A 12,499-nucleotide genomic window follows, 5' to 3' on the forward strand; every position below is an offset into this window, starting at 1 on the left:
GTGCTGCAAAAAGTGCTTGCGCTATTTTTGCATGCCCGCTGCTCGCCGCCGGGGCTTGCCGGACATGGGTTTGTGGTAGAATGGGCGATATTTTTTGCCTCTGATACGGATTTCCATGACCGACCAGCTTTTTGCCAAGGAAACGCTTCCCATCAGCCTCGAAGAGGAGATGCGTCGTTCTTATCTCGATTACGCCATGAGCGTCATCGTGGGCCGTGCCCTGCCGGACGTGCGCGACGGCCTGAAGCCGGTACACCGCCGCGTGCTGTTTGCCATGCACGAACTGTCGAACGACTGGAACCGTGCCTACAAAAAGTCTGCCCGTATCGTGGGTGACGTGATCGGTAAGTACCACCCGCACGGCGATAGCGCCGTATACGACACCATCGTGCGCATGGCGCAGGATTTCAGCCTGCGCTACCCGTTGGTAGATGGCCAGGGTAACTTCGGCTCGGTGGATGGCGATAACGCCGCCGCCATGCGATACACCGAAATCCGCATGGCGCGCATTGCGCACGAGCTGCTGGCTGACATCGACAAGGAAACCGTCGATTTTGGCCCGAACTACGACGGCTCCGAGCACGAACCGCTGATCCTGCCTGCACGCATCCCGAACCTGCTGATCAACGGTAGCTCCGGCATTGCCGTGGGTATGGCGACCAACATCCCGCCGCACAATATCAGCGAAGTCATCGATGGCTGCCTGGCCCTGCTGGCCAATAGCGAGATGACCATCGACGAGCTGATCGACATCATCCCGGCGCCGGACTTCCCTACCGCCGGCATCATCTACGGCACTGCTGGTATCAAAGAGGCCTACCGTACCGGCCGTGGCCGCGCCATCATGCGCGCCCGCGTGCACTTCGAAGACATCGGCAAGGGTGACCGCCAGGCCATCATCGTGGACGAGATTCCGTACCAGGTGAACAAGGCCCGTCTGCTGGAGCGTATCAGCGAGCTGGTGCGCGAGAAGCTGATCGAAGGCATTTCCGACCTGCGCGACGAATCGGATAAATCCGGCATGCGCGTGGTGATCGAGCTCAAGCGTGGCGAAATGCCCGAGGTGGTATTGAACCACCTGTACAAGCTGACCCAGCTGCAGGACAGCTTCGGCATCAACATGGTAGCGCTGGTCGACGGCCAGCCGCGCCTGCTGAACCTGAAGCAAATCATTGACGAGTTCCTGCGCCACCGCCGCGAAGTGGTGACGCGCCGTACCATTTTCGAGCTGCGCAAAGCGCGCGAGCGCGGCCATATCCTGGAAGGCCTGGCCGTAGCGCTGTCCAATGTGGACGAGATCATTGCGCTGATCAAAGCATCCGAAGCGCCGCCGCAAGCCAAGGCAGCCCTGCTGGGCCGCGCGTGGCGCTCCGAGCTGGTGGAAGGCATGCTGGCCCGCGTAGACCAGAGCCAGGCGCGCCCGGAAGGCCTTGCGGCCAACCTGGGCCTGCACGCAGACGGCTATTACCTGTCCGAAGCCCAGGCACAGGCCATTCTGGACCTGCGCCTGCAGCGCCTGACCGGCCTGGAGCAAGACAAGATCGTGGGCGAGTACCGCGAGATCATGGAAACCATCCTCGACCTGATCGATATTCTGGCGCGCCCGGAGCGCATCAACCAGATTATCCACGACGAGCTGACGGCGATCCGCCTGCAATACGGCGACAAGCGCCGCTCCGAGATCGAGCCGTTCGGTGGTGACATCAATATCGAAGACCTGATCACCCCGCAGGAAATGGTGGTGACCCTGTCGCATACCGGCTACCTGAAAGCGCAGCCGGTGGGCGACTACCAGGCGCAGCGCCGCGGCGGCCGTGGCAAGCAGGCTGCCGCTACCAAGGACGACGATTTCATCAACACGCTGTTCGTGGCCAATACCCACGACTACGTGCTGTGCTTCTCCAGCTTTGGCCGCTGCTACTGGATCAAGGTGTACAACATGCCGCAAGGCGGCCGTACCAGCCGTGGCAAGCCTATCGTCAACGTGCTGCCGTTGCAGGATGGCGAGAAGATCAGCGCCATGCTGCCGGTGAAAGCCTTTACCGGTAACGAGCCGGAGCTGGACGACGACGCCGAAGTCAGCGACAAGGTGGAAGGCCCGTTTGTCTTCATGTGTACCGGCAACGGCACCGTGAAGAAAACCCCGCTGGAGGCGTTCAGCCGCCCGCGTACCGCCGGCATCATCGCGGTGAAGCTGGACGAAGGCGACACCCTGGTGGGCGTAGCCCTGACCAGCGGTAGCGACCAGGTCATGCTGTTCAGCAACGCCGGCAAGGCTGTGCGCTTTGACGAAGCCAATGTACGCGCCATGGGCCGTACTGCCGGTGGCGTGCGCGGCATGATGCTGGCCGATGGCCAGCAGGTGATCTCGCTGCTGGTGGCCAATAGCGACGAACAGCAGGTGCTTACCGCCAGCGACGGCGGCTACGGCAAGCGTACCCGCGTGGGTGAGTTCCGCCAGACCAGCCGTGGTACCCAGGGCGTGATCGCCATGGACCTCACCGACAAAACCGGCCTGGGCCTGGTGTCGGCCAGCCTGGTGGAAGACAGCGACGACGTGATGCTGATTACCACCGGCGGCGTGCTGATCCGCACCAAGGTCGACCAGATCCGCGAAACCGGCCGTTCGGCCCAGGGCGTGCGCCTGATCAACCTGGACGACGGTGAAAAACTGGTGTGCCTGGTAAAAGTGGCCGAGAGCGAAGACAGCAGCGAGGCTGACGTGGATGCCGAGCTGGCTGCGGACGACACAGCAGCACCGGCAGCCGGGGCAGGCGAGGGCGCGGCCGAATGAGTCATGCCGATGCGGCCAACCCCGAGGTGCTGAAGGCCATGGGCGAGCTGTTTGTCAGCTTGCCGCATTGCCGCACGCTGGGCTTCGAATACCTGGGTACCGTTGGCCGCAAGCCAACACTGCGGGTGCAATGGCGTGAAGACCTGGTAGGCAACCCGGCCACCGGCGTGGTGCACGGCGGGGTGATTACCTCCATCGTTGACACCACCAGCGCGGTGTCGGTGGCGGCCAATATGCAGGGCTACGAAACCATCGCCACGCTGGACCTGCGCATCGACTACCTGAAAGCGGCCACGCCTGGCAAGGCCATCTACTGCACCGCGGAGTGCTACCGTATGGCCAGCCAGATCGCGTTTACCCGTGCCGTGTGCTATCACGATTCACCGGACGACCCGATTGCCCACGGCGTGGCCACCTTCATGCGCGGCTCCAACCCCAAGCCCATGCTGCAGGTGGAGGAGAAGCCATGAGCGACTTCATGCAAACCTTCGACCGCCTGCGTGACGAAAAGCGCTTTGCCGAGGTGATTGCCGCCGTGCCTTACGCCCGCCTGATGGGCGTGGAATGCGGCGAGGATGCCAATGGCGAGCTGCTGTTTTCACTGCCGTTCTACGAGCGCAACGTGGGCAACACTACTTTGCCGGCACTGCACGGTGGCCTGATCGGTGGCTTCCTGGAAAATGCCGCGCTGCTACACCTGATGTGGAACCGCGAATCGCTGGAAGCGCCTAAAATCGTTGATTTCTCGCTGGATTACCTGCGCTCGGGCAAGGCCCAGACGCTGTATGCGCAGTGCGAAATCACCAAGCAGGGCAAGCGCGTGGCGCACGTGCTGATCGAGGCGTGGCAGGAAGACCGCAAGAAGCCGGTAGCGGTGGCGCGGGCACATTTTCTGCTCAGCACCGGCAGCTAGACACTCAAGCCACGCTGCGCGCGTGGCTTTTTCATTATCAGAGACAAAGAGACAGAGGTCTGACATGGCAAAGGTGTACAACTTTTCTGCTGGCCCCGCCGTACTGCCCCACGAAGTGCTGGCCACGGCGCAAGCCGAGTTGCTGGACTGGCACGGTTCCGGCATGTCGGTGATGGAAATGAGCCACCGCGGCAAAGAGTTCATGGAAATCATCCACGACGCCGAGCAAGACCTGCGCGAGCTGCTGCAGATTCCCGCCGGCTACAAGGTGTTGTTCATGCAAGGCGGTGCCTCGCAGCAGTTCTGCATGGTGCCACTGAACCTGGCACCGGCCGACGGTGTGATCGACGTGCTGGATACCGGCCACTGGTCGCGCCTGGCGGTAAAAGAGGCCAAGCGCTATACCAGCGTCAATGTGGTGGCCAGCAGTGCCGACCGCCACTACGCCACGGTGCCGGCGGTGGATACCTGGCAGTGCCGTGCCGACGCAGCGTACTTCCATTACACCTCCAACGAAACCATCGGCGGCCTGCAGTACAGCGCCATCCCCGATACCGGCAGCGTGCCGCTGGTGTGCGACATGTCGTCCGATTTCCTGTCGCGCGAGATCGATGTGTCGAAATTCGGCCTGATCTACGCCGGTGCGCAGAAGAACATCGGCCCGTCCGGCCTGACCGTGGTCATCGTGCGCGAAGACCTGCTGGGCCGCGCCCAGCCGCAAACGCCCACCATGCTGAACTACCAGGTACACGCCGACGCCGACTCCATGTACAACACCCCGGCCACGTACCCGATCTACATCGCGGGCCTGGTGTTCAAATGGCTGAAAACCCAGGGCGGTATCAAAGGCATGGCGGCGCGTAATGAAGAAAAGGCCGGCCTGCTGTACCACGCCATCGACAGCAGCAATGGCTTCTACTACAGCCATATCGATGCGCCGTACCGCTCGAAGATGAACGTGGTATTCCGCCTGAAAGACGAGGTACTGGAAGAACAGTTCCTGTCCGAAGCCAAGAAAAATGGCCTGGTGCAGCTCAAGGGCCACCGTTCGGTAGGCGGCATGCGCGCGTCCATCTACAACGCCATGCCGATCGAAGGCGTGAAGGCGCTGGTGCATTTCATGCTGGATTTTGCCCGCCAGCACGGCTGATCGCGCCAAAGGTTGGCCGCACGCCGGTGCCGCCCGCACAAGCCAAACCCCTTCCTGCCCGGAAGGGGTTTTTGTTTGTCACGGCTGCCGTTGTTCGCCTGGCAGACAAGACTGTTTAGGCCGGGTGGCTGGCTTTGCTGCGGCATTTTGCCGCATGATGCTGGCTAACTTTGCGGAGAATGCCCATGCGTACCTTGTCACCACTTACCCTGTTGTTGCTGGCTGCGGGGGCAATTGTGTCTATCAGCATGGGCGTGCGCCACGGTTTTGGCTTCTTCCTGCCGCCGATGACGCAGGCGTTTGGCTGGACGCGCGAAACCTTTGCCCTGGCACTGGGCTTGCAGAACCTGGTGTGGGGTGCCACCCAGCCGTTTGCCGGTGCCTTTGCCGACCGTCACGGGCCGGGCAAGGTGCTGCTGGCCGGCGGGGGGCTGTACGTGCTGGGCCTGGTGCTGATGACGGTATCCAGCACCGGCTGGCTGCTGTCCGGCTCGGCCGGCCTGCTGCTGGGGCTGGCGCTATCGTGTACCACCTATAGCGTGGTGTTTTGCGTGATCGTGCGCGCCGTGCCGGACGCGCTGCGTTCCAGCGCCATGGGCATCACCGCCGCTGCGGGCTCGTTTGGCCAGTTCATGATGGTACCTATCGAGCGCGGGCTGATCGATAGCCTGGGCTGGGTGCCGGCATTGCTGATTCTGGCCGGCATGGCGGCGGCGCTGTTGCCGTTGGCCGCCCCTATGGCGCGGGCCTACCGCAATGCCCCGCCGGTGCCAGCGCCGACCGGCAGCATCTGGCAGGGCATGGTGGCGTCGTTTGCCCAGGCCTGGCAGCAGCGCTCGTTCCGCTTGCTGATGGCTGGCTATTTCGTTTGTGGCTTCCAGGTGGTGTTTATCGGTGTGCACTTGCCTGCCTATCTGCGTGACCACGGCCTGGCTGGCGGCGTGGCCAGTATGGCGCTGGCGTTGATTGGCTTGTTCAATATCGGCGGCACCTATACCGCCGGCAGGCTGGGCGGGCGCTATCCCAAGCCGTATTTGCTGGCGGGTATCTACTTTGCCCGTAGCGTGGTGATCGTGGCGTTCCTGCTGGCCCCGCTTTCCAGTGTGTCGGTGGGGCTGTTTGCGGCGGCCATCGGCTTCTTGTGGTTGTCTACCGTGCCGCTGACCAATGGCGTGATTGTCAGCCTGTTTGGCGTGCGCAACCTGGGCATGCTGTCAGGGGCGGTGTTTTTCTCGCACCAGGTGGGCAGTTTTCTGGGCGTGTGGCTGGGCGGCCTGATTTACGACCGCACCGGCAGCTACGACATTGTGTGGGGCATGGCTATTGTGCTGGGCTTGATGGCCGCTGCGGCCAACCTGCCGGTAAAAGAAGTGCCGGTAGCTACGGCCGGGGCGCAGGCGTGAAGCTGCTGTTGGCCGCAAGCCTGCTTGCGTTGTTGTTGCTGGGCTTGTGGGCTTATGGCCGGCCCGGTTTCATCGTGGGCCTGGGCAACACCATCGCCAGCTGCTTCTGATGGCGCTGCACTGCGGTGGCTTTACCCTTACACTAGGCAGGTATGCTTAATGAAAGGGGCGAGCCATGCTGACATCATCGATACTGCAGCGTTTGCAGCAGCTATGGCAGGAGGGCGAGCACTTTGACGCCAGCCATAGCGAGCGGCGCGAAAAGCGCCTGAATATCACGCCGGATACCGGCAAATTCCTCTACCAGCTATCGCGCAGCCGCCGTGCGCGCACCGTGCTGGAAATCGGCACCAGCAACGGGTTTTCCACGGTGTGGCTGGGGTTGGCCGCAAAAGCCCACAAGGGCAGGGTGCTCACCGTGGATAGCTCGGCGCACAAAACCGCGCTGGCGCGTGCCACGCTGGATGCCTTTGGCCTGCACGATGTGGTGAGCCTGCGTACCGGTGATGCGTTTTCCTTGCTGGCCGATGCGAATGACGAGTCGGTGGATTTGCTGTTTCTGGACGCCGATCGCGCAAGATATCAGGGTTATTGGCCAGAAATTACCCGCATTCTGGCGCCTGGCGGGCTGGTGGTGATGGATAATGCCTTGTCGCATGCTGGCGAGTGCGCGGATTTTATTGCTGCGGTGCTTGCGACGCATGGCTATCTCGCGGAAACTTATCCTATCGGAAAAGGCCAATTTGTCATCCTGAAAGACCTCTGAATCGTGTCTGAAGACCTCCTCAAGCTCCATCGTGACGCTATCGACCAGATCGACGTCGATATCCTGCATCTTCTCAACCAGCGCGCGCAGCATGCGCGTGACATCGGCGAAATCAAGGGTGGTGGCATTATCTACCGCCCCGAGCGCGAAGCGCAGGTGCTGCGCCGCATCAAGGCGCTGAACCCTGGCCCGCTGCCGGGCGAGTCGGTAGCGCGCCTGTTCCGCGAAATCATGTCGGAATGCCTGGCGTTGGAAAAGCCGCTGTCTATTGCCTACCTGGGGCCGGAGGGCAGCTTTACCCAGCTCGCTACGCTCAAGCATTTCGGCCACGCTGCGCGCACTGTGGCCTGTGCGTCCATCGACGAGGCCTTCCGCCTGGTAGAGTCGCGCCAGCTGGACTACGTGGTGGCACCGGTAGAAAACTCCACCGAAGGTGCAGTTGGCCGCACGCTGGACTTGATGGTGAGCACCCCGCTGAAGATCTGTGGCGAAGTGGTGCTGCGCATCCACCACCACCTGCTGCGCAAAACCCCGGCCATGGAAGGCATCCGCCGCGTGTACGCCCACGCCCAGGCGCTGGCGCAGTGCCACGAATGGCTGAACAAAAACCTGCCGGCCCATGTGGAGCGTATTTCGGTGGCCAGTAATGCCGAAGCCGCCAGGTTGGCCGCAGAAGATGCCAACTGCGCCGCCATTGCCGGCCAGGCCGCTGCCGAGCGCTACAGCCTGGCCAAGCTGGCCGAGAATATCGAAGACGAGCCCAACAACACCACGCGCTTCCTGGTGCTGGGCCATCAGGAAGTCGGCCAGACCGCGCAGGACAAGACCTCCATTATCGTGTCGGCGCCAAACCGCCCGGGCGCCGTGCACTCGCTGCTGGAGCCGCTGGCCGCCAATGGCGTATCCATGACCAAGTTCGAGTCACGCCCGTCGCGTGCCGGCCTGTGGGACTACGTTTTCTTTATCGATATGGAAGGCCACCACAGCAGCGACAATATCGCGCAGGCGCTGAAGGGCCTGGGCGAGCGCACGTCGTTTGTCAAAGTGCTGGGCGCCTACCCGCAAGCCGTACTGTAATGACTGGGCTGCCGCCAGGCGGCCCGATAGAAAGCAAGCCATGAGTATCCAATCCGTTTGTCTGTTTTGCGGCTCCAATAGTGGTACCCGCCCGGCCTATACCCACGCGGCGCAAGAGCTGGGCCGTACTCTGGCCGCCCGCGCCATTACCCTGGTATACGGCGGTGGCAATATCGGCCTGATGGGCGAGGCCGCGGACGCGGCGCTGGCCGCTGGCGGCCGTGTGGTGGGGGTGATTCCGGGTTTTCTGAAAGAAAAAGAAGTCGCGCACCACGGCCTGTCCGAGCTGCATGTCACGCACACCATGCACGAGCGCAAGGCGCTGATGGAAGATTTGTCCGGCGGCTTTATCGCTTTGCCGGGTGGCTTCGGCACCTACGACGAGCTGTTTGAAATGCTGACCTGGGCCCAGCTGTCGGTACACAGCAAGCCCATTGGCCTGCTGAACGTGGATAGTTTCTTCGACCCGCTGCTGGCCATGGTGAAACACGGCGTCAGCGAAGGCTTTGTGCGCGAAAGCCATCTGGCGCTGTTTGTGGTGGCGGATACGCTGCCGGATCTGCTGGACGCCATGAACCACTACCGTGGTGCGCCCGAGGGCAAATGGCTGTCGCATGACAACATCTAGCCGGAGCGCGGCATGATTATCGTAATGCACGGCCGGGCCAACCCCGCCCATATCGATGCGGTAGTGGCCAAGATTCGCGCCGCCGGCTTGGCCGAGCACCTGTCGCGCGGCACCGAGCGCACCATTATCGGTGCGGTGGGCGACGAGCGCGTGCTGTCTGCCGACATGTTCGAAACCATGCCCGGCGTGGAGCGCGCCATTCGCGTGCTGAAGGACTACCGCATCGTCTCGCGCGAGGTCAAACCGGACAACAGCGTGGTGTCGGTACGCGGCGTGCAGCTGGGTGGCAGCGCCATCCAGCTGATTGCCGGCCCCAGCGCCATCGAAAGCGCCGGGCAAATGCAGGCGCTGGCTACCCGTCTGCGCCACAGCGGCGTAGGGCTGCTGCGTGGTGGTGCCTACAAGCCGCGCACCAGCCCGTACGCTTTCCAGGGGGTGGGCGAGGCGGGGCTGGGCTACTTGCAGCAGGCTGCGCGCAGCCAGGCCATGCCTATGGTGAGCGAGCTGCTGGATGTGCGCCAGCTGGATACCTTTCTGGAATACGACGTAGACGTGATCCAGATCGGCCCGCGCAATATGCAGAATGCCGAACTGCTGAAAGAGGTTGGCCGCATCAACAAGCCGGTGCTGCTGCACCGCGGTGTGGCCTCCACGCTGAGCGAGTGGCTGATGGCGGCCGAGTACATCGCAGTGGGGGGCAACCACAATATCGTGTTCTGCGAGCGTGGCATCCGCAGCTTCGATACCGCCAGCCGCCACGCGCTGGATATCAGCGCCATACCGCTGTTGAAGCGCGAAACCCACCTGCCGGTGCTGGTCGACCCCAGCCACGCCGGTGGCCGCGCCAGCCTGGTGGCGCCGCTAGCCTGCGCTGCCATCGCCGCCGGGGCGGATGGCCTGCTGCTGGAAGTACACGACGACCCGCAACAAGCCTGGTGCGATGCCGAACAGGCCATTACGCCAGCCGCACTGGATGAACTGCTGGCGACGCTGCGGCCATTGGCGGCTGTGGTGGGGCGCACGCTGTAAGCTAAGGAGAGCACATGTCTGGCAATGCCCGTGTCACGCTGACACAGCTGGAAAACTACCGTTTCGACAACCATTTCGATGGTGGCCATGCCCTGCTGACCGACGAGCCGGCACCGCTGGGTAGCGATACCGGCCCCTCGCCATCGCAGCTATTGGTTGGGGCGGTGGCAAACTGCCTGACGGCCAGCCTGCTGTTTGCCGCGCGCAAATACCGCATCAACCTGGAGCCGCTGGCCTGCGAGGCCAGCGCGGAGATTGGCCGCAATGCGCAAAACCGCCTGCGTGTGCTGGGTATTACGGTAACGCTACGCTGCGGGACGCCGGCTGTCGGCCAGGCGCAGCTGGCGCGCTTGCTGGATACTTTTGAGGATTTTTGCACGGTAACGCAAAGTGTGGCCGCGGCGATTCCGGTAAGCCTGACGGTGCTGGATGCCGACGGTAGCGTGTTGAAAGCCCCGGCAGCCTGATGGTGTTGCTGCCTAAGCCATGAAAAAACCCGCCGGTTGGCGGGTTTTTTCATGGCGGGTGCCGACTCAGAAATGTCGCAACATCAGCGGTACGCTGAGCTCGGCCATCCAGCCCAGCAGCAGCGGGGCCGCCAGCGTGGACACCATCACGGCCAGCCAGGAGAAGGCGGGCTGGTGGCGGCATAGCTTCAGGCACAGGCGATAGATCAGGTAAGCACCAGTGGCGACCAGCGGTGGCAGCATGCTGTAGGCCTGCGCCGGGCGGCCGGACAGCAGCGGAGTAAGCAGCAGCACCCCGGCATGCATGCACAGCTGCGACAGCACATAAATGCTCAGGATCGGCGGGATGCCCTCCAGCCTCAGCCCGTTGCGGCCAACCTTCAGCGTTGCCGTGGCCAGCAGCAGCGCCGCTACGCCTACCCAGGCATACGGGTAGAGCAAAGGCAGCCATACCGGCACCATGGGCAGCGTAGGCAGCGCCAGGCGGCAGATCAGGCCCAGCGTCAGGTAGGCCAGGGCAAAGCTCAGGACGGCAGGCAGGCTGTCGCTGGCAATCAGCCGCCACAGCGCGTGCAGGGTGTACAACACCAGCGGTAACAGCAGCAGGGCGCTGGACAGGGTGGGGCTCATGCTTTCAGTGCACGCAGCATGGCCAGCGAGATCAGCTCGCCCATCTGTGCCAGGTAGTGGGTCTGCATGTCGAAGGTGAAGCGCTGGGCGTCATCGCTGGCGATCACCACCATGCCGAATGGCTCGGTGCCTTCACGCAGCGCCAGCTGGGCGAACGACTGCAGTACCGGCACGGCCGGGAACCAGCTGATGATTTCGTCGTTGGCGTAGGGGCCGCAATAGGGGGCGGACAGGTTGCCAGCCAGCAGGCGTACGTCCTGGCGTGCGTTGTACAGCTCGGTGTTGGCCGCGGCGTCGTGCCACAGCCTGACGGCTACACGGTTCAGGCCGAAGTGCTCGGAGAATACTTGCAGGATGGCGCTGTGCACTTCTGATAGCGTCAGCGCTTTCATCAGTGCCAGGCTCAGCTTGTGGGTGCGGGCCAGCGTCTGGTCGTTTTGCTCGCCATGGCGCACCAGCTGTGCCAGGCGGGCTTCCAGCTGGCGGTTACGGTCTTTCAGGTCCAGCAGCTGGCGGTCGGCAAACGATACCACACGGTCTTGTACCGGCTTGAGGCCGTAGCGTTGGGCATGGCCGGAAAGAAAATCCGGGTTGGCGTCCAGATAGGCCAGAACGGCTTCAGCATCCACTACAGCGCTCCTTTGCAATAAACAGTATCGGGGTGAAATACCTTACACCTGGCCCGCGCGGGCGGGCTTGACCTGCCTCAGTCGCAGGTGGGTCAGACTTCGATCTCGCCGGTGAACACCGTCACGGCCGGGCCGGTCATGCGTACCGGCTGGCCGTTGCCCTGCCACTCGATCTGCAGCTGGCCACCGCGGGTGTGCACCATGACTTTGCTATCCAGCAGGCCGCGGCGTATGCCCGCCACCACGGCGGCGCAGGCGCCGGTGCCGCACGCCTGCGTTTCACCCGCGCCGCGCTCGTACACGCGCAGGCGGATTTCACTGCGGCCAACGATCTGCATGAAACCGGCGTTGACGCGCTCGGGGAAGCGGCTGTGGTGTTCGATCAGCGGGCCTTGCGTGCCGACCGGTGCGGTATCTACATGGCTGACTACCTGTACCGCGTGCGGGTTCCCCATGGAAACCACGGTGATGTCGATGGACTCGTCGCCCACTTGCAGCGGGTGGGTGATGGCGTCGCCCTCGGCCAGAAACGGGATTTCCAGCGGCGCAAAGCGCGGCGCACCCATATCCACCGTGATGAGGCCGCCGGCGCCCAGCTCGGGCACGATCACGCCACGGGCGGTTTCCACGCGGATGGCGCGCTTGTTGGACAGGCGCTGCTCGGTAACAAACTTGACGAAACAGCGGGCGCCATTGCCGCATTGTTCTACTTCGCTGCCGTCGTTGTTGAAGATACGGTAGCGGAAGTCGTTCTCCTGCGATTGTGGTGCCTCCACCAGCAGCAGCTGGTCAAAACCGATACCCAGATGGCGGTCACCCAGCTGGCGCAGACGGTCTGCCGTCAGGGTGACGGTTTGTCTTACGCCATCAATGACCACAAAGTCATTGCCCAGGCCGTGCATTTTGCTGAACTTGAGTTTCATTGAATTTACCGCGTCTCATCTGGCAATTTGGCCTCCATCATAACGTATTCGGCATGCCTGTCCATGACTGGCGGTGGCTGCATTGACACC

General features: G+C 62.9%; 13 protein-coding genes. 10 read left to right on the forward strand and 3 right to left on the reverse strand.

Translation table 11 applies throughout. The annotated features are described in order from the left end of the window. Window positions 1-115: 115 nt before the first annotated feature. The 10 genes from gyrA (at window position 116) to PQU95_RS05915 (ending at window position 10,227) form a co-directional block, all read left to right on the forward strand. Window positions 116-2,794 (forward strand): DNA gyrase subunit A, encoded by a 2,679-nt coding sequence (gene gyrA, locus PQU95_RS05870; protein ID WP_272751135.1) that lies wholly within the window; start codon window positions 116-118, stop codon window positions 2,792-2,794. Then, complete coding sequence (locus PQU95_RS05875) at window positions 2,791-3,264, forward strand: PaaI family thioesterase (protein WP_272751136.1); 474 nt, start codon at window positions 2,791-2,793, stop codon at window positions 3,262-3,264. The genes gyrA and PQU95_RS05875 overlap by 4 nt, the downstream gene beginning before the upstream one ends. Beyond that, on the forward strand, window positions 3,261-3,707 hold the full coding sequence (locus PQU95_RS05880) for a PaaI family thioesterase (RefSeq protein WP_272751137.1): 447 nt from the start codon (window positions 3,261-3,263) through the stop codon (window positions 3,705-3,707). Before PQU95_RS05875 ends, PQU95_RS05880 begins: the two co-directional genes overlap by 4 nt. A gap of 64 nt (window positions 3,708-3,771) precedes the next feature. Next, window positions 3,772-4,857, forward strand: coding sequence for a 3-phosphoserine/phosphohydroxythreonine transaminase (gene serC, locus PQU95_RS05885; RefSeq protein WP_272751138.1), 1,086 nt, complete (start codon window positions 3,772-3,774; stop codon window positions 4,855-4,857). 185 nt (window positions 4,858-5,042) lie between these two features. After that, window positions 5,043-6,260, forward strand: coding sequence for an MFS transporter (locus tag PQU95_RS05890; RefSeq protein WP_272751139.1), 1,218 nt, complete (start codon window positions 5,043-5,045; stop codon window positions 6,258-6,260). A 175-nt stretch (window positions 6,261-6,435) separates the two neighbouring features. Beyond that, window positions 6,436-7,026: an O-methyltransferase gene (locus PQU95_RS05895; protein ID WP_272751140.1), complete on the forward strand. Its 591-nt coding sequence runs from the start codon at window positions 6,436-6,438 to the stop codon at window positions 7,024-7,026. Window positions 7,027-7,029: 3 nt separating this feature from the next. Next, window positions 7,030-8,103 (forward strand): prephenate dehydratase, encoded by a 1,074-nt coding sequence (gene pheA, locus PQU95_RS05900; RefSeq protein ID WP_272751141.1) that lies wholly within the window; start codon window positions 7,030-7,032, stop codon window positions 8,101-8,103. A 40-nt stretch (window positions 8,104-8,143) separates the two neighbouring features. Next, window positions 8,144-8,731, forward strand: a complete 588-nt coding sequence (locus PQU95_RS05905; RefSeq protein WP_272751142.1) for an LOG family protein — start codon at window positions 8,144-8,146, stop codon at window positions 8,729-8,731. A gap of 12 nt (window positions 8,732-8,743) precedes the next feature. Next, the gene (gene aroF, locus PQU95_RS05910; protein ID WP_272751143.1) at window positions 8,744-9,760 is read left to right on the forward strand and encodes a 3-deoxy-7-phosphoheptulonate synthase; all 1,017 of its coding nucleotides are present in this window, start codon (window positions 8,744-8,746) and stop codon (window positions 9,758-9,760) included. Between the two features lie 14 nt (window positions 9,761-9,774). Further along, entirely contained in the window at window positions 9,775-10,227 is a 453-nt protein-coding gene (locus tag PQU95_RS05915; RefSeq protein ID WP_272751144.1) for an OsmC family protein, read from the forward strand. Window positions 10,228-10,293: 66 nt separating this feature from the next. Here PQU95_RS05915 and PQU95_RS05920 read toward each other — a convergent pair whose 3' ends face one another. The 3 genes from PQU95_RS05920 to dapF all read right to left on the reverse strand — a co-directional run bounded on the left by PQU95_RS05920 (window position 10,294) and on the right by dapF (window position 12,409). Further along, a complete protein-coding gene (locus PQU95_RS05920) occupies window positions 10,294-10,857 on the reverse strand; it encodes a hypothetical protein (RefSeq protein ID WP_272751145.1) in 564 nt (187 codons plus the stop codon). Further along, window positions 10,854-11,486, reverse strand: a complete 633-nt coding sequence (locus tag PQU95_RS05925; protein WP_227303800.1) for a DUF484 family protein — start codon at window positions 11,484-11,486, stop codon at window positions 10,854-10,856. The genes PQU95_RS05920 and PQU95_RS05925 overlap by 4 nt, the downstream gene beginning before the upstream one ends. Before the next feature lie 92 nt (window positions 11,487-11,578). Next, on the reverse strand, window positions 11,579-12,409 hold the full coding sequence (gene dapF / locus PQU95_RS05930) for a diaminopimelate epimerase (RefSeq protein WP_272751146.1): 831 nt from the start codon (window positions 12,407-12,409) through the stop codon (window positions 11,579-11,581). Window positions 12,410-12,499: the final 90 nt, after the last annotated feature.

It is taken from the genome of Vogesella aquatica (genome assembly GCF_028548455.1).
GTDB classification, from domain to species: Bacteria; Pseudomonadota; Gammaproteobacteria; order Burkholderiales; family Chromobacteriaceae; genus Vogesella; species Vogesella aquatica.

Coding starts and splice junctions, on each gene's coding strand:
- PQU95_RS05895 (WP_272751140.1), top strand. CDS start 6,436: ATGCTGACATCATCGATACTGCAGCGTTTGCAGCAGCTATGGCAGGAG.
- PQU95_RS05890 (WP_272751139.1), top strand. CDS start 5,043: ATGCGTACCTTGTCACCACTTACCCTGTTGTTGCTGGCTGCGGGGGCA.
- PQU95_RS05880 (WP_272751137.1), top strand. CDS start 3,261: ATGAGCGACTTCATGCAAACCTTCGACCGCCTGCGTGACGAAAAGCGC.
- PQU95_RS05920 (WP_272751145.1), bottom strand. CDS start 10,857: ATGAGCCCCACCCTGTCCAGCGCCCTGCTGCTGTTACCGCTGGTGTTG.
- PQU95_RS05875 (WP_272751136.1), top strand. CDS start 2,791: ATGAGTCATGCCGATGCGGCCAACCCCGAGGTGCTGAAGGCCATGGGC.
- serC (WP_272751138.1), top strand. CDS start 3,772: ATGGCAAAGGTGTACAACTTTTCTGCTGGCCCCGCCGTACTGCCCCAC.
- PQU95_RS05905 (WP_272751142.1), top strand. CDS start 8,144: ATGAGTATCCAATCCGTTTGTCTGTTTTGCGGCTCCAATAGTGGTACC.
- PQU95_RS05915 (WP_272751144.1), top strand. CDS start 9,775: ATGTCTGGCAATGCCCGTGTCACGCTGACACAGCTGGAAAACTACCGT.
- dapF (WP_272751146.1), bottom strand. CDS start 12,409: ATGAAACTCAAGTTCAGCAAAATGCACGGCCTGGGCAATGACTTTGTG.
- gyrA (WP_272751135.1), top strand. CDS start 116: ATGACCGACCAGCTTTTTGCCAAGGAAACGCTTCCCATCAGCCTCGAA.
- aroF (WP_272751143.1), top strand. CDS start 8,744: ATGATTATCGTAATGCACGGCCGGGCCAACCCCGCCCATATCGATGCG.